The 18,845-nt window shown below is 68.1% G+C and carries 17 protein-coding genes; 2 read left to right on the plus strand and 15 right to left on the minus strand.

Annotated features, from left to right (window positions below):
- Position 1: 1 nt before the first annotated feature.
- The 5 genes from NYE40_RS19405 to lepB all read right to left on the minus strand — a co-directional run bounded on the left by NYE40_RS19405 (position 2) and on the right by lepB (position 6,253).
- Positions 2-1,066, minus strand: a complete 1,065-nt coding sequence (locus NYE40_RS19405; protein ID WP_084136975.1) for an ABC transporter permease — start codon at positions 1,064-1,066, stop codon at positions 2-4.
- Positions 1,063-2,592, minus strand: a complete 1,530-nt coding sequence (locus NYE40_RS19410; RefSeq protein WP_052333113.1) for an ATP-binding cassette domain-containing protein — start codon at positions 2,590-2,592, stop codon at positions 1,063-1,065. Before NYE40_RS19410 ends, NYE40_RS19405 begins: the two co-directional genes overlap by 4 nt.
- Positions 2,593-2,835: 243 nt before the next feature.
- Complete coding sequence (gene atzF, locus NYE40_RS19415) at positions 2,836-4,704, minus strand: allophanate hydrolase (RefSeq protein ID WP_028598377.1); 1,869 nt, start codon at positions 4,702-4,704, stop codon at positions 2,836-2,838.
- Positions 4,701-5,399 carry an isochorismatase family cysteine hydrolase gene (locus NYE40_RS19420; protein ID WP_028598376.1) on the minus strand — a complete coding sequence of 233 codons (699 nt, stop codon included), beginning with the start codon at positions 5,397-5,399 and terminating at the stop codon, positions 4,701-4,703. The genes atzF and NYE40_RS19420 overlap by 4 nt, the downstream gene beginning before the upstream one ends.
- 257 nt (positions 5,400-5,656) lie before the next feature.
- A complete protein-coding gene (lepB, locus tag NYE40_RS19425) occupies positions 5,657-6,253 on the minus strand; it encodes a signal peptidase I (RefSeq protein ID WP_084136972.1) in 597 nt (198 codons plus the stop codon).
- Between the two features lie 229 nt (positions 6,254-6,482).
- Here lepB and NYE40_RS19430 point away from each other — a divergent pair, with 229 nt between their 5' ends.
- On the plus strand, positions 6,483-7,436 hold the full coding sequence (locus tag NYE40_RS19430) for a D-2-hydroxyacid dehydrogenase (RefSeq protein WP_339278802.1): 954 nt from the start codon (positions 6,483-6,485) through the stop codon (positions 7,434-7,436).
- A 732-nt stretch (positions 7,437-8,168) separates the two neighbouring features.
- Here the strand turns inward: NYE40_RS19430 and NYE40_RS19435 are convergent.
- The gene (locus tag NYE40_RS19435) at positions 8,169-8,708 is read right to left on the minus strand and encodes an NADPH-dependent FMN reductase (protein WP_153784196.1); all 540 of its coding nucleotides are present in this window, start codon (positions 8,706-8,708) and stop codon (positions 8,169-8,171) included.
- 81 nt (positions 8,709-8,789) lie between these two features.
- Positions 8,790-10,025, minus strand: coding sequence for an ATP-binding protein (locus NYE40_RS19440; RefSeq protein WP_339278803.1), 1,236 nt, complete (start codon positions 10,023-10,025; stop codon positions 8,790-8,792).
- Positions 10,026-10,260: 235 nt separating this feature from the next.
- On the opposite strand from NYE40_RS19440, the gene NYE40_RS19445 reads away from it, so the two are divergent.
- Positions 10,261-10,533 carry a hypothetical protein gene (locus tag NYE40_RS19445; protein WP_339278804.1) on the plus strand — a complete coding sequence of 91 codons (273 nt, stop codon included), beginning with the start codon at positions 10,261-10,263 and terminating at the stop codon, positions 10,531-10,533.
- Positions 10,534-10,648: 115 nt separating this feature from the next.
- On the opposite strand, the gene NYE40_RS19450 is transcribed toward NYE40_RS19445, so the two are convergent.
- The 8 genes from NYE40_RS19450 to NYE40_RS19485 form a co-directional block, all read right to left on the minus strand.
- On the minus strand, positions 10,649-11,197 hold the full coding sequence (locus tag NYE40_RS19450) for a chromate transporter (RefSeq protein ID WP_028598498.1): 549 nt from the start codon (positions 11,195-11,197) through the stop codon (positions 10,649-10,651).
- 180 nt (positions 11,198-11,377) lie between these two features.
- Entirely contained in the window at positions 11,378-12,973 is a 1,596-nt protein-coding gene (ggt, locus tag NYE40_RS19455) for a gamma-glutamyltransferase (RefSeq protein WP_339278805.1), read from the minus strand.
- Positions 12,970-14,343 (minus strand): alanine--glyoxylate aminotransferase family protein, encoded by a 1,374-nt coding sequence (locus NYE40_RS19460; protein ID WP_339278806.1) that lies wholly within the window; start codon positions 14,341-14,343, stop codon positions 12,970-12,972. Before NYE40_RS19460 ends, ggt begins: the two co-directional genes overlap by 4 nt.
- Positions 14,340-15,911 carry a Zn-dependent hydrolase gene (locus NYE40_RS19465; RefSeq protein WP_339278807.1) on the minus strand — a complete coding sequence of 524 codons (1,572 nt, stop codon included), beginning with the start codon at positions 15,909-15,911 and terminating at the stop codon, positions 14,340-14,342. Before NYE40_RS19465 ends, NYE40_RS19460 begins: the two co-directional genes overlap by 4 nt.
- A 25-nt stretch (positions 15,912-15,936) precedes the next feature.
- Complete coding sequence (allB, locus tag NYE40_RS19470) at positions 15,937-17,394, minus strand: allantoinase AllB (protein ID WP_339278808.1); 1,458 nt, start codon at positions 17,392-17,394, stop codon at positions 15,937-15,939.
- A gap of 55 nt (positions 17,395-17,449) precedes the next feature.
- Positions 17,450-17,833 (minus strand): hydroxyisourate hydrolase, encoded by a 384-nt coding sequence (gene uraH, locus NYE40_RS19475; protein WP_101808114.1) that lies wholly within the window; start codon positions 17,831-17,833, stop codon positions 17,450-17,452.
- An 18-nt stretch (positions 17,834-17,851) separates the two neighbouring features.
- A complete protein-coding gene (gene uraD, locus NYE40_RS19480) occupies positions 17,852-18,358 on the minus strand; it encodes a 2-oxo-4-hydroxy-4-carboxy-5-ureidoimidazoline decarboxylase (RefSeq protein ID WP_101808115.1) in 507 nt (168 codons plus the stop codon).
- Complete coding sequence (locus tag NYE40_RS19485; RefSeq protein ID WP_101808116.1) at positions 18,355-18,837, minus strand: nucleoside deaminase; 483 nt, start codon at positions 18,835-18,837, stop codon at positions 18,355-18,357. The genes uraD and NYE40_RS19485 overlap by 4 nt, the downstream gene beginning before the upstream one ends.
- Positions 18,838-18,845 lie beyond the last annotated feature (8 nt).

Raw genomic sequence — 18,845 nt, forward strand, 5'->3', positions numbered from 1 at the left:
GTCAGCCTCTCCTCCTTTTGCCGCCGAGAATGAAGAACAGCACGAGTCCCATCAGAATCGTCACGGCCGAGGCCGGAAGGCCCGAGCCGATCTCCAGCGTATTGCCGGCGACGCTGATCATGCCGAGCACGAACGCCGTCAGCAGCAGCCGCAGCGGATGGTTCCACGCCATCATCGCCGCGAGAAAGCCGAGGTAGCCGAAGTTCGCGCCGGTCGTCGCGCGCAGCCGGCCCTCGATGCCGGCGATCTCGATCATGCCGGCGATGCCGGCGATCGCGCCGGCTGCGATCAGCACCCAGAAGTACATGCGGCCGATGCGCATCCCGGCCCTCTCCGCCGCCAGCCGGTTGCTGCCGAGCACGCGGATGCGGTAGCCGAGCCGCGTGCGGGCCAGGACGAACCAGACGATCGCCGCGATGGCGGCGGCGATGACGAAGCCGACATGCAGCCGCGTGCCGTCGAAGATCGGCAGGCGCAGCGTCGGCGCGATCTCCGGGGAGAACGGCCAGTTGAACGATTCGGGATCCTTGAGCGGACCGTGGACGAAAAAGCCGACGAGGAACACCGCCACATAGTTTAGCAGCACGCTCGTGATCGTCTCGTTGAGCCGGCCCTTGACCTTGAGCAGCGCGATCGCCAGCCCCCACAGCGCGCCGCCGAGCGCGCCGGCCAGCAGCATCGCCGGAATGCCGATCCAGGCGGGCAGGCCGCCGAGGTAAAAGACGCCGAACCAGGCGGCGAACAACGCGCCGACCGCCAGCTGGCCCTCGCCGCCGACGTTGACGAGGCCGGCCTTGGCCGGCAGCGCGGCGGCGAGGCCGGTGAGCACGAACGGCGTCGCCTTCAGCAGCACCTCGCCGAAGCCGTACAAGTCGCCGAACGTCGACACGAGCATCGAGCCGTACAGCTCCAGCGGATCGACGCCGTATGCCAGCAGGAACAGGCCGAACAAAGCGAAGGGAATGGCCAGCACGAGCAGCTGGCGCAGCCAGGAGAGGAGGCGTTTTGCCGCGGCGGATCTGGCGCCCGCAGGAGCGGCGACGCTCGGGGAAGGGTTCAGGCTCATGCGGATTCTCCTTTCAGCATCAGGCGGCCGATGCCGGCCTGATCGATCTCCTCCGGCCGGTACGGCCCGAGCAGCCGCTTGCCGGCGAGCACGACGAGCCGGTCGGACAGCTTGAACAGCTCGTCGAGATCCTCCGAGAGGAGCAGCACCGCCGCCCCCTGCGCGGCTGCTTCGAGCAGCTGGCGCTGGACGGTGTAGGCGGTGCCGATGTCGAGCCCGCGGCTCGGATAGCTGACGATGAGGATGCCGGGACGGCGGATGAGCGCCCGCGCCAGCACCATCCGCTGGATGTTGCCGCCGGACAGCGTCTCGGCGCGGCGGTCCGGCGCGGCGACCGACAGCGCGGCCGCCTCGGGACTAGCCGTCAGCTCGGCGCGCAGGCGGCTCCAGTCGACGCCGAGCCCTTTTGGATAGAGGGGATAGCCGTCCAGCGCCATATGCTCGAGGATCGTGAAGCCGGGCACGACCGACTCCTTGACCGGATCCTCGGAGACGAGCGTCACTCCCGCCTCGATGAAGCTCCGCACGCCGGGCTTCATCGGCTTGCCGCCGATCTCGAGCGTGCCCGAGGCGAGCGGCCGCAGGCCGAACAGCGCTTCCGCCAGCTCCCGCTGGCCGCTGCCCGAGATGCCGGCGACGCCGGTGATGCGGCCCGCAGGCAAGTCGAGGTCGAACGCTTCCAGCGCCAGCTCGCCGTGGTCGCCGCGGATCGAGGCGCCGCGCACGGCCATCGCGGCAGGCGCTTCGTCCGGACCGCCGGCGGTCCGGGACACCGCCTTCAGCGTCTTGTCCCCCATCATCGCGGCGATCAGCCGCTCGCCGGCCAGCTCCTCGCCCTGTCCGGCGCGGAAGACGATCTCGCCCGACCGCAGCACCGTCGCCTCGTCGGCGACGGCGAGCACCTCGTTGATCTTGTGCGTGATGAGCAGGATGCCGTAGCCGTCCTCCCGCAGCCGCCGCAGCATGTCCAGGAACGCCCCGACCTCCTGCGGCACGAGCACGCTCGTCGGCTCGTCGAAGATGATGATCCGCGTGCCCGGCATGAGCAGCACCTTGACGATCTCGAGCCGCTGCCGCTGCCCGAGGTCGAGCTCCCAGACGGACGCGTCGGGATCGACGGCCAGTCCGTATTTGGCGGATACGTCGACGATGCGGCGCCGCAGCTGCCTGCGCCGCAGCCCCCATCCCTTCTCCACCGCGAGCGCGATGTTGTCGAGCACCGTCAGCGCCGGCACGACGCGGAAGTCCTGGAACACCATCCCGACTCCCTGCGCCCTTGCCTTCGCAGGCGGATGAAGCTCGGCCGGCCGGCCGTCGATCTCGACGCTTCCCTCGTCGGGCTTGTAGACGCCGTACAGCATCTTCATCAGCGTGCTCTTGCCGGCCCCGTTCTCGCCGAGGATGGCGTGGATGCTCCCTTTCCGGACGTCAAGGTCGATGGAACGGTTGGCGGTCAGCGAGCCGAAGCGCTTGGTCAAGCCGCGCACGCTCAGCAGCGGTTCTGTCAGCAGGTTCTCTCTCTCCATCCGGCCTTCCCCCCTTGTTCGTTAAGTGAGGTTATCTAACATAAATCGAATTGGTTTGATTATAGCGCACGTTCCCGAAAAAATCTTTATCAGAACCTTCCAAAAGAAAGATCGTTGATTTGTCAGAAGGCTCTATATCTATCATAAATATGACATCTTAGGGCTGAGCCGAGGCGGCTGCCGGGGCTCTCGCCTCGACAGATCGATCGCGCCCGTGCGGGTCGGTGGGGCGCGGCGGCCGCCTCAGCGGGCGGCCTGCTCCAGCGCCGTCCTCCAGCCTCCGCTCGCCGAGATGTCCTCCGCCCGCTCCAGCAGGACGCCTTCGCAAAGGAAGCCGGAAACAAGCGAGCCGTCCTCCAGCCTCACCTTTCCGAAGCCGAGCGGCTGCGGGATCGCCTCGACGAAGGCGCCAAGCCGGGACAGAGGCATGCTCCACAGCTCCAGGGCGATCGGCGATCCGCCCGCTTCGACGCGCACGAGCCCGGGCTTGGCCGGCTCGCCCGGCAGCCGCAGCAGCCGGTAGCATGGAGCCGTCCGCGCCTCGCGCAGGAAGCGCGCTCCATGGCCGAGCATCTGCGGCTCCAGCGGCATCCCGCGCATATGCAGGCCGCAGACGGCGATGACCGCTTCGGGAGCGGATGCCGGTTCCTCCGCGGACGGAGCGGCCGGCTGGAACGAGCCGGCAGCGTCGGGGCTCGCTGGCGGCGAGATGCCGGCGAATGCCGCGGCCTGCGCCAGCTTCTGCGAGCCGGCAGCGTCGGGGACTGTCGCCGTTGACTCGCGTTCGTCGAATGCCGCGGCTGCGCCGAACAGCAGCCCCTCCTCGTCCGCCGCGGCGAACAGCGTGATGCCGAACGGCAGCTCCCTCGCCGCCGCCCCGGCCGGCAGCGCCAGCGCTCCGAGCCCGAGCAGATTGCAGTGGTTCGTCCAGCGTCCCATCGCCGAATTGGCGCCGAGCGGATCCGCTCCGACCTGCTCGCGCGTCCAGGTGCCGCCTGCGGTCGGCAGCGCCAGCACCGCCCCGCGCAGGAGCTGCGACGATTCCAGGCGCAGCTCCTGCAGCCGGTGCAGCGCCCGGAACAGCGCCGCCGCGTCGTAGCCGCGCTCCTCGCCGGAGCGCAGCACCGATTCGGTCACCGGCAGCGCGCTGCCGGGATGACGGTCGAGGAAGCCGCCGAGCGACGCTCGCCGCTCCTCCACGTACGGCCCTTCGTACAGCAGCGCCGCCGCTTCCTCCAGCGGCTGCAGGCGGATGCGGCGCACGGGCAGCCCGAGGCTCCCCAGCCTGCGCTCCGCGACCTTCCAGGCCTCCTCGTACTCGGCTGCAAAAGGACCGAAAAACGCCAGCGGATCGTCCGGCAGCAGCAGCTCGCTGGGCAGCGCCGGCTCCGGCGCAGGTCGCGCGGCGCTCCACGGATCGCCGGGCTCGAGGCCGCGCGCGATGCGGTCGATCTCCGCCGTCTCGGTCCAGTCGGCGGCGAACACGCTGACGCAGTCCAGGCTCGCGCAGGCCGGCACGACGCCGCGCGTCGGCCATGCGCCCGGAGCCGCCTTGTAGCCGGCGATGCCGTTGAGGGCAGCCGGCACGCGCCCCGATCCCGCCGTGTCGGTGCCCAGCGCGAAAACGGCATGCCCGCGGGCGACCGCGACCGCGGATCCGGAGCTCGAGCCGCCGCTGATCAGCTCCGGGCGCAGCGCGTTGGCCGTCTCGCCATACGGGCTGCGCGTGCCGACGAGGCCCGTCGCGAACTGATCCAGATTCGTCTTGCCGATCGGCACCGCTCCCGCCTCCACGAGCCGCCGGACGACGGCCGCATGCTCCACCGGCGCGTAGGCGTAGTCCGGACAAGCCGCCGTCGTGAGCATGCCCGCGACATCAATGTTGTCCTTGACCGCGAACGGAATGCCCCACAGCGGGCATGCGTCCGGATCGAGCTCCTCCAGCCTGCGCAAGCAAGGGCGCAGCCTCTCCATCGTCGGCGGCGTGATCCAGATGTTCCAGGATGCCTCGGCCGCCGCTTTTTCGCACAGCTCGCGCATCACTTCCTCCGGCGTCGTCCTCCCGCTCCGATACGCCTCGCGCAGCGACGCGATCGTCCACGCCCGGCTCATCGCGCCGTCTCCGCCAGACGCCGCAGCTCCGCGACGACTGCCGCCGAGTCCGATACGGCGCCGAACACGCCTCCCTGCATCTGCACCATCCGCAGCGCCGCCTCGTGGTTGCCGCTGTCGGTCGCTCCCGTCGCATCCTCGAGAATCAGGCATTCGTAGCCGCGGTCGTTCGCCTCGCGCATCGTCGTATGCACGCAGACGTCAGTCGTGATGCCGGTCAGGATCAGGTTGCGGATGCCGCGGACGCGCAGCAGCAGGTCGAGGTCCGTCGCATAAAAGCTGCCCTTGCCCGGCTTGTCGATCACGATCTCGCCCGGCTCCGGACGCAGCTCGTCGATGATGTCCCAGCCCTTCTCGCCGCGGATGAGGATGCGTCCCGCCGGTCCCTCGGAGCCGATCTCGGCTCCGATCGCCGCGCTGCGCCAGCGCTTGTTCGCCGGCAGGTCCGACAGATCGGGGCGATGCCCCTCCCGCGTATGGATGACCGTGAAGCCGGGCAGCGCGCGCGCCGCATCCAGCAGGGCGCGGATCGGACCGATCGCGCGGCGGGTGAGCGACAGGTCGTAGCCCATCCGGTCCACGTAGCCTCCCGGTCCGCAGAAGTCGGTCTGCATGTCGATGACCAGCAGCGCCGTATTGTCCGCCCGCAGGTCGCCGTCGTAAGGGTAAGCGTAAGGTTTCGCTTGGATCGTCATCGAAAATCACCTTGTCCTCTCTTGCTTTTCTAGGTTATGTCACATTATATAACATGAAGAGAGAGCGGTCATTGGCGTTCGTTGCCAAAAGGAGAGATTCAGGATTAGGAACCGACCCTAAACCGGCGTAGCGCCGATCCATTTTCCATGCATGCGCAAGTCAGTCGGCCGTCTCCGGGTTTCAAACGAAGCGCTTCCGACGAGGACTTTGCTCAAAAAAACGCGCTTCCTCCCGAGAAGGGAAGAGCGCGCCTTGTCTATTCTTCATATCCGATTACTTTTCCTCGCACGGCCGAAATGGGAAGCGGTCCAAAAAGCTGGCTGTCGATGCTTCTCCACCACGTATCGCCCAATACGAAAACGTGATCGGGCGGGACCTCGATCTCGTCCAGGTTCGCCGTCTCGAGCTCCTGCCCTCTGGATTGCTCTTGGCCGTAAAAAGCTTCCAGCTTTTTGCCGTCAATGTAGATCCGGCCCTTATCAATCTTCACTTTTTCTTTGGGGAGGCCGATGACTCGAGCCAGGTTGAATTCGGCCGGCTTCAAGTTTGGATTGAAGTCATGCTTGAACTCAGGCGTCTTGAAATAAACGACATCCCCGCGGGACAGAGATCCGTCGGCCGCATCATTCGGATCTACCACCAGGCCTCCTACGATCGCGGAATCATACTCATGATTCCCCCGATCCATGCTGTCGGATCGATGTTCGATCACGAACATGCCGCTCTCGACATCCACTTTTACAGGCGTTGATGGCGTGGTCTCATCCTTGACCGATCGGCCATTTTCGGAAGCTGAGCATGCGGAAATAAAAGAGAGGCAAGCCAGCAGAAGGACGAAACGGGCTGTTTTCATGAAAGGAGTCCTCGCTTGTTCAATGGTTAGGTCAGCGACTACGGGATCGCGATTCTCATGTTCCTTCAATTGTATGATTTATACAGAAAAATCCAATATGTCCAATGAACGATTTTCTTGTTGCCTAACTCGGCTTTAAAATACGGCTGTCCCTCCGCCATTTCCGTCAATTCGTTTGAAACCCGATGCCGAACGTTGATAGACTATCCTAAAGGAGAGGATGAGAAGCATGCCAACCATGATCTGCCTGCACGGCCTGACGCCGGAGCAGGAAGCGCGCGTGCGCGAGGCCGCGCCGGGCTGGAACATCGTATTCGGCCGCCCCAAGGAGCTGGACGACAAGCTGTTCCGCGAGGCGGAGGTCATCTGCGGATGGAGCCCCGCCATCGAGAAGGAGTCTCTTGGAGAGGGCGGCTCCCTCAAGTGGCTGCAATCGTGGTCCGCGGGCGTGGACAAGATGCCGCTGGGCAAGCTGGAGCAGGCCGGCGTCATCCTGACGACGGCGAGCGGCGTGCATCCGGTGCCGATGTCCGAGACGGCGCTGGCGATGATGCTCGCCTTCTCGCGCGGCCTGCACCATTCGGTGCGCAGCCAGCTCCGGGGCAAATGGGAGCCGCGCGAGCCATACGCGGAGCTGAATGGAGCGACGCTCGCGATCATCGGAGCGGGCGAGATCGGCACCGAGCTCGGCCGGCTCGGCCAGGCGCTCGGCATGCGCACGATCGGCGTGCGCCGCACGGCGCGGCCGACGCCGCACATGGAAGAGACGATGGCCATCGAGCAGCTGCATGACGCGCTCGCCCGCGCCGACTATGTCGTGAACGTCCTGCCGCACACGCCGGACACGGAGCGCGTTTTTGGCGCCGCCGAGTTCGCCGCGATGAAGGACAGCGCCGTGTTCGTCAACATCGGCCGCGGCGTGTCCGTCGATACGGATGCGCTCGTCGAGGCGCTGCGCAGCGGCGCGATCGGCGGAGCCGGTCTGGACGTGACCGATCCCGAGCCGCTGCCGGAAGGCCATCCGCTGTGGGCGATGGAGCAGGTCATCATCACGCCGCATATGGGCGGCAGCTCCGAGCGCTACAAGGAACGCGTCACCGAGCTGTTCGTCCGCAACCTCAAGAGCTACCTGGCGGACGGCCGCCCGGCCCACAACATCGTCGACTACGAGCGGGGGTACTGAGTGCTTCGCGCGCAGCTCGTCGACTACGAGCGAAGGGCTTCGATATGCGAAGATGATTGTGAAAAGCGGACCAGTCGGCGAAAATGCCGCCAGGCATTGCCAAGCGAGCAAAGGGACAAGAGCGGAGCCTGACTCCGTCCTTGTCCCTTTTTCCTGCCTGTCGCCGCGAACCCGGGGGTGCGCCCGCGTTGCTCGGTTTTTCCGCGCAACTATCTCCGTCCTGCTGCCTGCAAGCCCGCGTTGCTCGGTTTTTCCGCGCAACTCCCTCCGTTCCGGCGCCTGCGCGCCCGAGTTGCTCGGTTTTTCCGCGCAACTCCCTCCGTTCCGGCGCCTGCGCGCCCGAGTTGCTCGGTTTTTCCGCGCAACTCCCTCCTTTCCGACGCCTGCGCGCCAGAGTTGCTCGGTTTTTCCGCGCAACTCCGTCCGTTCCGACGCCTGCGCGCCCGCGTTACTCGGTTTTTCCGCGCAACTCCCTCCGTTCCGACGCCTGCGCGCCCGAGTTGCTCGGTTTTTCCGTGCAACTCCGTCCGTTCCAGCAGCAAAAAGGAGCGTTCCCGATCGGGAACGCTCCTTTCTCCTGCGCGGCGCCAAAGGCTGGACGACCGGCCGACGCCGCCTCGCCTGACCGAGGCCAGCTCTGCCGCCTCGTCTGCCGCGCCTCTGCCGCTGCCGACGCTCATGCGCCGCCGACGCTCTCGGGCTGCCCGCCCAAGCGCGGGCGCCGCCGCGAGCTTAGTCGGCCAGACGCAGCTGGCGCACGAGCCGCGTCAGATGCTCCAGCGCGTAAAGGACGCGCTGCTTGACCTTGTCGCTGGCCGGCTCGCCATCCTCGCCGAACGAGCGCGCGTCTCCGCCGATCGATACCCACTCCGTGCAGTTGATGCCGTGCAGGTTGCGGACGACCGTCTGCAGCTGCGTCAGCGAGCTGACGCCGACCGCGCCGGCCGCGGAGCTGGCGACGAGCACCGGCTTGCCCTCGAACTGCGCCGCGCCGAGGTAATCGAGCGCGTTTTTGAGCGTGCCCGAGAACGACCCGTGATACTCCGGCGTGCCGAGGATGACGCCGTCCGCTTCGGCGACGGCCTGCACGAGCAAGTCGATCTGCTCGCTCGGCTCGGCGGCATCGGACGAATAAAGCGGCAGCGTGTGGCGATGCAGATCGATGAACGTCACCTCGATCTCCTTTTCCCGAAGAGCCTTCTCCATATAGCGCAGCAGCTTCGTGCTGGTCGATTCCTTGCGGTTGCCTCCTGCAATGATCGTAAGCTTCATCGATCGTTCATCCTTTCGTTTCCATTCATGGGGTTCCTGTTCCCATTATAGCCTGCTCGCGAACTTTCTCAAGCATTTTATTTACAAAGTGGCCGAAGGGTCCTCATCCTCATGAACGCTAACCTCGATCTCAAAGATCGCCTCCGCTCCCCGCTGGAGCGGCCTCAGCTCGATGCGCCCGTCCATCCGCTCCACGAGCGAGCGGCAGATCGCAAGGCCGAGGCCCGTGCCGCCGTACAGGCGCGAGATGGAGGAGTCGGTCTGGCTGAACGGCTTGAAGAGCAGATGGAGCTTGCCCTCCGGAATGCCGATGCCGGTATCCCGAATGCAGAACTCGAGACGGATGCGGCCGCCGGTCCGTCCGACTTCCCTGACTTTGACGGAGATGCCGCCCTCGTCCGTGAACTTGACGGCGTTGCTGATCAGGTTGTTGAGCACCTGGCGCAGCCGCTTGCCGTCCCCGACCAGCACCTCCGGCAGGCCGGGCTCGAGCTCGAGGATGGCGTCGAGCTTCTTCTCCTTGAGCTTGCCGAGAAAAAGCTGCAGCGAGCCCACGACGACGTCGCGAAGTACGAACGGCTCCTGCGCGAACGGAATCTCTCCGCCCGACTCCAGACGCGAATAGTCGAGCACATCGTCCATCACGTCCATGAGGCCGCTGCCGCTGCTCTGGATGATGCGCACGTATTCCCGCTGGCTCTCGTCCAGCTCGGTGTCGAGCAGCAGCTCGCTCATGCCGAGCACGCCGTTCAGCGGCGTGCGGATCTCATGGCTCATGACGGCGAGGAACTCGCTTTTGATCTTGAGCGCTTGCTCCGCCTCCAGCTTGGCCTGCCACGCCTCCCGCAAAGCCGCATTGCGCGGCGTAAGATCGGTCGAGATCGTGTAGATATCCATATGGCCGTTGCGCCCGTCCCAAGGAACGAACACCGTGCTGAGCTCCAGCTCGCGCTCGTCCTTGGTGCGGATGCGCAGCTCCGATGTCTGCGCGCGCCCCTGCTTGGCGCGCAGGAAGCAGCGGCTCACGCGCCTCCTGTCTTCCGGCTCGACGATCGACCAGAAGCGCCCGCCCTCCAGCTCCGCCGCCGTGTAGCCGGTCAAGCGCACCGCCGCCGGATTGATGCGCAGCAGCCGTCCGTCCCGGCTGAACAGGCAGACCATGTCGGGATTGTATTCGAAAATGGAATCGTAACGGCTCCGGTTGCCGGCGGCTTCCTTCCAGGCCGCCTTTTTTTCCAGCATGAGGCTCAGCGCGAACAGGACGAGCGTCAGCACGGCGACAATGACGATCGCCTCGAATCCGTTCCACTCTGCCATGGCGCACCGCTCCTCTCTTGGCTGGATCCCTTTGCAAGTGCATTAACCTTTCGGCTGCGAATAGAACCGGATGACGAACGGAAGCCGCCGCGGTTCGGCGAGCAAAAGAACTGCCCGCGATCGAGGCACATGCCGATCCCCATGACGGACTGACTGGCCACGCTGCCGGCAGACCGCCGCCGCTGGAAGGCGAGCTGGCCGGTGGCGAGCGCGCTGCTGGAGGGCGAACCGGCCGGTGGCTACCCCGCTGCCACCTCTGCTGATGGGGCTGGGCATGGCAGGCCTTATGTGGCCGAAGGACATCGTCGACGTGCAGGGCCGGGTCGCCATCCTGGACAACCGCTCGGCCATCCGCAGCCTGCGGGAGTCCGGCAGGAACCGCTGCTGGTCGGGTCCGGACGATCCGAGCATCGGCGTGCTGAAGCTCGTACCGGACGTGATCGCGCTGAGCGAAGGCTATGCCACTGGATGCGCTCCATTTCCGTCGCATCGCCTCCGCCAGTGGTAAATGTGCCACAATGCAGATAAAAACCCGCTTCCCGACCTGCCGAAGCGCTGCTTCAGCGGAAGGGGAAACGGGTTTTTACGTTGGAATCCAAGGCGCCCCTCCAAGCCGGCACGCCCTAGCCGCGCAGAAAGACCGCCCCGATCGCCAGCGCGCCGAGGATGCCCCATACGGCGTTGAGCTTCAGGTACTGCACGAGGATGAAGAACGCCGCCGCGATCAGGAACGGCATGAAGTTCAGGAAGCCGGAGCTTTCCTTGAAGGCGAACTTCGAGAAGTCGTACGCCAGCATCGCCATCATGACGAAGATGACCGGCTGGATGCCCCGGATCATGCCCTTGATGACGGGGTTGCCGCTCAGCTTGATCATGATGCCCGAGAGCGCCACCATGACAAGCGCCGTCGGCAGCACGACCGCGACGAGCGCGACGGCGCTGCCGGCCACGCCCGCGACCTTGTAGCCGATGTAGGCGGCCAGCTTGGTCGCGATCGGACCGGGCAGCGCGTTGCCGAAGGCGAGCGCCTTGCCGAATTCGTCGGTCGTCATCCAACCGTATCGGCCCACCACCTGATCCTGATAGATCGGAATGATCGACGGTCCTCCGCCGTAGCCGAGCAGCGTCGCCACCCCGAACGAGTAAAAGAGATTCCATAATGTCGCCAGCACTCGTGCTCGCTCCTTTCTATGCCGCGCCCGAGGGAAAAGCCAGCCAACCAGCTGATCGCCAAGGCGTCTGCTCGCAAGCAGCCTATGGGCCAACCAGCCGATCGCCAAGGCGTCGGCTAGTAAGCAGCTCTAGGCTCACCAGCCGATCGCCAAGGCGTCGGCTGGTTGGCAGCTCTAGGCCTACCAGCCGATCGCCAGGCCGTCGCCGCGCGGGTCGGCGGCGCCGGTCATGAGGCCGTCGGCGTCGATGACGATGCCCTGAGCCTGGCCGGTGACGCCGTCCCATGCGTCGACCAGCTCGACCCGGTGCCCCCAGCCGCGCAGCGTCGCGGCCGCGCCGGACAGGCCGCGGTTTTCCAGCTTGAGGCTGTCGCTGTCCTGCCCCCATGTCCGGCCGTAGATCCAGCGCGGCAGCGCCAGCGCCTCCTGGACGGTGCAGCCGTAGTCGATCAGGCCGGTGATGACGGACAGCTGCGTCTGCGGCTGGCCCTCCCCGCCCTGCGAGCCGACGAGCGCCCACGGCTTGCCTCCGCGCAGGATCATCGCCGGCATGAGCGTGTGGAACGAGCGCTTGCCCGGCGCCAGCACGTTCGGAGCGGACGGATCGAGCGAGAAGAACGAGCCGCGGTTCTGCAGCAGCACGCCAGTGTCCTCGGGCATGTAAGCCGCTCCGAAGTCATAATACAAGCTCTGAATGAAGGAAACGGCGTTGCCCTCGCCGTCGACGACGGCGGCGTAGGCGGTATCCTGGCCCATCGCCGGCGACAGATGCGTTGCGGGATTCGGGAAGCTGCGGCCGATCTCGTCGTACAGATGGCGGGCGTACGACTTGGACAGCAGCCGCTCCAGCGGAATATGCGCGAAGTCCGGATCGGTCAAGTAGCGGTCGCGGTCGCGGAACGTCTTTTTCACCGTCTCGGCCATCAGATGGTAGAACGCGGCCGAATCGCGCGGGATCTCGGAGAGGTCGGCGTTCTCCAGCACGTTCAGCATCATCAGCGCGGAGAAGCCCTGCGAGTTCGGCGGCATCTGATGCACCTCGCAGCCGCGATAGCTGACCGACACGGTCGGCACCCACTCGCCGCGATGGGCGGCGAAGTCCTCGCGCGTCAGCAGCCCGCCGTCCCGCTCCATCCCAGAGACGATGCGCTCCATGACCGTCCCCGTATAAAAGCCGTCCCGGCCCGCCGCCTGCAGCTCCCGCAGCGTGCGGGCGAGATCCGGCTGGACGAGCCGCTCGCCGGTCCGCAGCAGCCGGCCCTGCGGCAGGTAGACGGCCGCGAGCGCGGGGCAAGCCGCGAGCTCGCGCTCGCCGATCCGCATCCAGTGCTCGAGGTTGCGCGAGATCGGGAAGCCCTGCTCGGCATACTGCGCCGCCGGCTCCAGCAGCTCCTCCCACGGCAGCCGGCCGCCGCGCCGCCACACCTCCCACCAGGCGTCGACCATGCCTGGCACGGTGATGGAGCTGCGCACGCCGCGCTGCGGAATCGCCGTCTCCCCGGCATCCGCATAAACGGACGGCGTCACCTGGCTGCCGGCGCGGCCGCTGCCGTTGTAGCCGGCCATCTCGCCGCTCGCCGCGTCGTAGAGCATGAAAAACGCGTCGCCGCCGACGCCGGTCATATGCGGGTAGACGACGCCGAGCGCCGCGCTGATAGCGACGGCCGCATCCGCCGCGCTGCCGCCGCGGCGCACGATGTCCCGCCCGATCTCGCTGGCGATGTAATGAGGCGTCGCGACCATTCCCTGGTAGCCCATCGGCATGACCGGCTTCATACGCTTCCCCCCTCATAGATGTCGAGCGCCGCCTGCACCGCCGCGCCGGCCTTGAGCTCCGCGCCGTGGCGCAGCAGCACCGCCTCCAGCGCGCCGAGCAGCAGCAGCACGTTGCGCTTCGAGCAGCTGTAGCCCATCGTGCCGATGCGCCAGATGCGGCCTTTGAGCGGGCCGAAGCTGCTGGCGATCTCGATGCCGAACTGCTCCAGCAGCATCGATCGCACCGACTCGCCGTCAATGCCCTCGGGGATCTCGACGCAGGCGACGACGGCGAGCTTGCATGCCGGATTGCCGTACAGCCGCTGGCCCATCGCCTCCAGGCCGGCGACGAGCGCCGACTCATGCAGCCGATGGCGGGCGAAGCGCTCCTCGAGCCCTTCCTCCAGCACGATCCGCACGCCCTCGCGCAGCGCGTACAGCATCGACGTCATTTCGGTATGATGGTTGAGCCGCGCCGGGCTCCAGTAATCCTGCAGCTGGCTGAGGTCGAGGTAGTTGCTGCGGATGACGCTGCCGCCGAGCTCGCTCGCGGCAGGCGGCTGCAGCCTCGGCGCGGCGGATGCGAGGGCGGCCGGACTCAAACTGCCGACGGCGGGCAAGGCGGCAAGGCCTGCCGGCGCAGCTGCTGGCGCGGCGGAACCGGAAGCGGCCGCGCCGTCTGCCGCCGGCTCGGCCGGAGGCTGCAGCCCGCGCTCGACGCGCTTGCGGCGGAGCAGCTTCGCCTCGGCGCGCTCGTTGTAGGTGATCGGGGCCATGCCGGACGGCACCGACAGGCATTTCTGCGCGCCGCCGACGACGGAGTCCAGGCACCAGGCGTCGGTCTCGACCGGCACGCCGCCGAGCGTGGCGACCGCGTCGACGGCGATCAGGATGCCGCGCTCGCGGCAGGCTTTGCCGATGGCCTCGAGCGGCTGCACGCGGCCGGTCGACGTCTCGCCGTGCACGATCGCCACCAGATCCGGACGGCAGGCGTCGATCGCCTCGATCACCTCCTGCGGCTCGAATACCTCGCCCCAGGGCTTTTCGATCGTATAGACCTCCGCCCCGAGCCGCTGCGACAGCTCGGTGAGCAGATAGCCGAAGCGCCCGAAGATCGGCACGAGCACGCGGTCGCCCGGCTCGATCAGCCCGGCCAGCACCGCCTCCAGGCCGGAGCGCGACGTGCCGTCGACCGGATACGCCCAGCGATTGTCCGTGCGGAACAGCTCCCGCAGCATCTCCATCGTCTCGTTCATGATGGCGGTGAACTCCGGATCGAACTGCCCCAGAATCGTATGGCTCATCGCCCGCAGCACGCGCGGGTCGGCTTCCACCGGCCCCGGCGTCATGATCGTCCTCGGCGTCGGCGACAGGTCGGCGTATCGTTTCATGGCACTCTCTCCTCGTAGGCAAGCTCGTATAGCGCATCGATCAAAACCGCCAAGCCTCCGGCCAGCTGCGCCTCCTCCGTAAATTCCAGCGGAGAATGGCTGATTCCGGCCCGGCTCGGCACGAACAGCATCGCCGCCGGACAAATCTCCGACAGCAGCTGGGCGTCATGCCCGGCTCCGCTCGCCATGCGGCGGACCGCCAGCCCGCGCCGGCCGGCCGCGCGCACGAGCCGGTCGGCCAGCTCCGCGTCCATGCGCGCAGGCGGCGCGTCCATCCACAGCTCGCCCTGCAGCTCGAGGCCGCGCCGGGCGGCGATGCCGTCCAGCTCCTCCAGCAGCTCGCGGCAGAACGACTCCAGCGCTTCGGCTTCGTCATGCCGGACGTCGAGCGTGAACCGGACGCGGCCCGGCACGACGTTCGGCGTGCCGGGCTCGGTCTCGAGCCGCCCGACGGTGGCGACCATCGGCTCGCCTCGGCGGACGGCCGCCCGCTCGGCGGCCAGCGCCATCTCCGCCGCCCCGGCGAGCGCGTCGCGCCGCAGCGGCATCGGCGTCGTGCCGGCATGGTTCGCTTCGCCCGCCACCGTGAACGTATAGCGGCGCTGCCCGACGATCGCCTGCACGACGCCGATCGGCTCTCCGCTCCGCTCCAGCACGATGCCCTGCTCGACATGCAGCTCGACGAACGCATCCAGGTCATCGCGCCGCGGATGCGGCTGCTCCGGGCGGCCGAAGCCCGCCGCAAGCATCGCCTGCTCGAGCGTCTCGCCGTCCGGATCGCGGTAGAACGAGGCTCCCTCGAGCCCGTAGCGGCCGACCATCGTGCCCGAGCCCCAGTAGGAAAGCGGGAAGCGGCTGCCCTCTTCCTCGCACAGCGACACGACCTCCAGCGTCCGGCGCGGCGCTCCGCAGAAGCGCTTCAGCGCCGCCAGCGCGGCGATGCCGGCGGCGACGCCGTAGGCGCCGTCATAGTGGCCGCCGCGGCGCACGGTGTCGATATGGGAGCCGGTCAGGACGACGCGGCTCCCGCCGTCCGTCCCGGGCAGCCGGCCGAACAGGCTGCCCGCGCGGTCGAAGCGCGGCTCAAGGCCGGCTGCGGCGAGCCGCCGCTCCAGCAGGCGCTGCGCCTGCAGCCAAGCGTCGTCGTACAGCAGGCGCGTCACGCCGAGCGCGCCGGCCGGGCCGATCAGGCCCTGCGGCGCATGCGGCGTCCCGGACGCCTCCACGGCGGATGCAGCGCCCGACGCTGCTGGCGGCACAGCCCCTGCGCCTGCCGCTGCTGGCGGCACGGCCTCTGCGCCTGCCGCTGTTGGCGGCACCGCCGCTGCGCCTGCCGCAGCTCCCGCCGCCGCGCCTGCCGCAGCGCTCGCCGCCTGGCCCGGCGCTTGCGCCGAGCCCGCTCCTCCAGCCGCCTCGGCGGCGGCCGCCGAAAGCTGCGCCGCCGCCGTCCCGAGCGGGTCCGCCGTCGCCGCGTTCGCGGCGCTTTCCGCGCCGATCCAGGCCAGCTCCCGCAGCAGCTCCATCATGAAGGAGGCTGCCTGCTCCATCTGCTCGCTTGTCAGCGCCATCCGCGCCCCCTCCTCTCTTCCGCTTTCAGCGTCCGCCGAACGATCCGCCCGTCCCGGCCTCGGCGGCTTGCCGCCGCTCTGCCGGCGCCCCCAGGCCGCCAGCGGTGCGCACGCCTCCCGCCGCCACGACGCCGCCGTCCAGCGAGTAGACGACCTGTCCGCGCAGCAGCGTGCGGACGACCCGGACGTCCATCCGCATGCCCGTGTACGGGCTATGCGGATGCAGGTACTGCAGGTGGCCGCTTTCCAGCGTGTAGCCCGCGCTGCGGTCGATCAACGCCAGATCGGCGTCCTTGCCGACGGCGATTCCGCCCTTGCCGGTCAAGCCGAAGCGCTCCGCCGGCGCCCCCGCCAGCACCCGCGCGAGCCGGCCGGCCGGAATGCCGCGCCGCAGCCCTTCGCCGAGCACGAGCTCGACCGTGCTCTGCGCGCCGGAGATGCCGCCCCAGGCGTCGAAAAAGCTCAGCCCCGGCCCCGCCTTCAGCTCGATCGGGCTCGGACTGTGGTCGGAGGCGACGAGGTCGATCTTGCCTTCCGCCAGCTGCGCCCACAGCCGCTCGACGCTTTCGGCGTCCCGCAGCGGCGGCGCGCATTTGGCCACCGGCCCGATCCGGGCCATGTCGTCCGCCGTCAGCATCAGATAATGCGGGCATGTCTCTACGGTCACGTCCAGGCCGTCCCGGCGCGCGCGGTCGATCCGCTCCACGCTGTCCGGATGGCTGATGTGCACGAAGTGCAGCCGGCAGCCCGTGAGCTCCGCGTAGAACAGCGCCCGGTGCACCGCCTCGAGCTCCGCCACCGGCGGCCGCGAGGCGGCGAAGTCGAGCGCCCCGACGCGGCCTGCCTGCCGCATCGAATCGCCGAGCGCGGTCGTCATGCTGTCGTTCTCCGCATGCAGCGCCAGCACGCCGCCGAACGAGGCGATGCGCCGCATCCCTTCGTACAGCGTCCAGTCGTCCGCCTCGACGAAGCGGCCTTCGCCTTCTCCGCCCGGCTTGGAGACGAACGCCTTGAAGCCGACGACGCCGGCCTCCGCCAGCGGCTCCAGCTCCTCGAGCTTGCCCGGGACGAGCCCGCCCCAGAACGCATAGTCGACGGCCGAGCGACCTTCGGCGCAGGAGGCCTTGAGCGCCAGCGCCGCCCGGTCGACCGTCGCCGGCAGCCCGTTCAGCGGCATGTCCGCGTAGGCGGTCACGCCCCCGGCGGCGAGCGCGGCGGAGCCGGTCGGGAACCCTTCCCAGTGGCCCATGTTCGGCTCGTTGAAATGCACGTGGACGTCGACGCCGCCCGGCAGCACGAGCAGCCCCGACGCGTCGACGATTTCCGCCCCGGCCGCGTCCAGCTCCGGACCGATCGCGGCGATCGCCCCGCCGGCGATCGCGATGTCCAGCCGCTGCGGCTGCGCGACGTCCGGCAGGACGATGTCGCCGCCCTTGATCACCGTTGTCCAGCCTGCGGCCGGAAGGTCCCTCTTCTCTCCCATGATGTTCGCCCCTTTCCTAACCGCTGATGACGGAAGCGCGCGAGGCCCGCCTGCCTCAGCTGCCCCGATAGCTGCTGTACCCGCCCGGCGCGACGATCAGCGGCACATGATAATGCTGCGAGCCGTCGGCGATCGTGAAGCGGATCGGCACCTGCTCCAGGAACGCCTCTCCCGCCGCAGCGGCCGCGCCTGCGCCTGCCGCCGCTGCCGCCGAGCGGAAATACGCGCCGGCCTCGAACAGCAGCTCGTACGTGCCGGGCGTCAGCTCCTCGCCGGCCAGCAGCGGGCCGTCGATGCGGCCGTCGGCATTGGTGACCGCCTCGCGCAGCAGGCCGGCCTGCCCCTCTCCGGCCAGGCGCGTCAACGTCAGCGCCATGCCTGCCGCCGGGCGTCCTCTGGACGTGTCCAGCACATGCGTCGTCAATCTCCCTCCGCCCATCTCGCTCCTCCTCCCTGCCTAGTCCGCGATCAGGTCCGCCAGCCGAAAGCCGGTGATGCGCCCGATCTCCCGCAGCGCCTGCTCCAGCTCCGCCTCGCGCTCCCGCGGCGTCCGCTCCTGCAGCGCCTGCAGGATGCCGTCCTTGTCCTTGCCCTTCACCGCGAGGATGAACGGAAAGCCGAACCGCTCCACATACTGCCGATTGAGCGCCGAAAACGTCTCGTACTCCTCCGGGCTCAGCCGGTCGAGGCCCGCGCCCTGCTGCTCGGCGACGGAATGCTCGCTCATCGCGAGCCGCGCGCCGAGATCGGGATGCTGCCGCAGCAGCGCCAGCACCGCTTCCTCGCCGGCCTCGCGCACGGCCCGCTCCATCGCGGCATGCAGCTCTTCCCGGCCGGCATACGGCCGGCCCGCCGCGGCCCGCTCGGCGACCCACGGCGAATGCTCGTAGATGCCGCCGAGCGTCTTGGCGAACGCTTCCGGCGTCATCGCGTTCAGCTCCGCGATCGTAACCTGCCCGCTCATGTCCAGTACCCCGCGTGCACGGCGACGATCGCCTCGTCCAGCTCCTCGAACGGCCCGATGACCGTCACCGGCTTCTGGCCGGCGGCGAACACCTCGCGGCACGGCAGGTCGAGCGTCGGATTCTGCTCGTCGTCGCCGGTCAGCTCCAGCAGCCTTTTCTCGCTGATGCCGTACACGACGGTGCCGACATTGCCCCAGTAGATGGAGCCCGAGCACATCGCGCACGGCTCGACGGACGTGTACAGCGCGCAGTCCCACAGGAACTTCTTGTCGTAAAGGCCCGAGGCGCGCTCCATCAGCGTCGTCTCGGCATGGCCGGTGCAGTTGCGCTCGGTCACCTCGATGTTGCCCTGCTCCAGCAGGATCTCGCCGTCCGGGCCGACGAGCAGCGCGCCGAACGGCGTATTGCCGGACTCGCGCGCCGCCTCAGACACCTCGACGACCCGCTTGAGATAGCGGATATGGTCTCTGTCGCTCATGGCGATCT

The organism is Paenibacillus sp. FSL W8-1187, from assembly GCF_037965485.1.
Lineage (GTDB): Bacteria > Bacillota > Bacilli > Paenibacillales > Paenibacillaceae > Paenibacillus_O > Paenibacillus_O pasadenensis.

Coding starts and splice junctions, on each gene's coding strand:
- NYE40_RS19405 (WP_084136975.1), bottom strand. CDS start 1,066: ATGAGCCTGAACCCTTCCCCGAGCGTCGCCGCTCCTGCGGGCGCCAGA.
- NYE40_RS19410 (WP_052333113.1), bottom strand. CDS start 2,592: ATGGAGAGAGAGAACCTGCTGACAGAACCGCTGCTGAGCGTGCGCGGC.
- atzF (WP_028598377.1), bottom strand. CDS start 4,704: ATGAGCCGGGCGTGGACGATCGCGTCGCTGCGCGAGGCGTATCGGAGC.
- NYE40_RS19420 (WP_028598376.1), bottom strand. CDS start 5,399: ATGACGATCCAAGCGAAACCTTACGCTTACCCTTACGACGGCGACCTG.
- lepB (WP_084136972.1), bottom strand. CDS start 6,253: ATGAAAACAGCCCGTTTCGTCCTTCTGCTGGCTTGCCTCTCTTTTATT.
- NYE40_RS19430 (WP_339278802.1), top strand. CDS start 6,483: ATGCCAACCATGATCTGCCTGCACGGCCTGACGCCGGAGCAGGAAGCG.
- NYE40_RS19435 (WP_153784196.1), bottom strand. CDS start 8,708: ATGAAGCTTACGATCATTGCAGGAGGCAACCGCAAGGAATCGACCAGC.
- NYE40_RS19440 (WP_339278803.1), bottom strand. CDS start 10,025: ATGGCAGAGTGGAACGGATTCGAGGCGATCGTCATTGTCGCCGTGCTG.
- ggt (WP_339278805.1), bottom strand. CDS start 12,973: ATGAAGCCGGTCATGCCGATGGGCTACCAGGGAATGGTCGCGACGCCT.
- NYE40_RS19460 (WP_339278806.1), bottom strand. CDS start 14,343: ATGAAACGATACGCCGACCTGTCGCCGACGCCGAGGACGATCATGACG.
- NYE40_RS19465 (WP_339278807.1), bottom strand. CDS start 15,911: ATGGCGCTGACAAGCGAGCAGATGGAGCAGGCAGCCTCCTTCATGATG.
- allB (WP_339278808.1), bottom strand. CDS start 17,394: ATGGGAGAGAAGAGGGACCTTCCGGCCGCAGGCTGGACAACGGTGATC.
- uraH (WP_101808114.1), bottom strand. CDS start 17,833: ATGGGCGGAGGGAGATTGACGACGCATGTGCTGGACACGTCCAGAGGA.
- uraD (WP_101808115.1), bottom strand. CDS start 18,358: ATGAGCGGGCAGGTTACGATCGCGGAGCTGAACGCGATGACGCCGGAA.
- NYE40_RS19485 (WP_101808116.1), bottom strand. CDS start 18,837: ATGAGCGACAGAGACCATATCCGCTATCTCAAGCGGGTCGTCGAGGTG.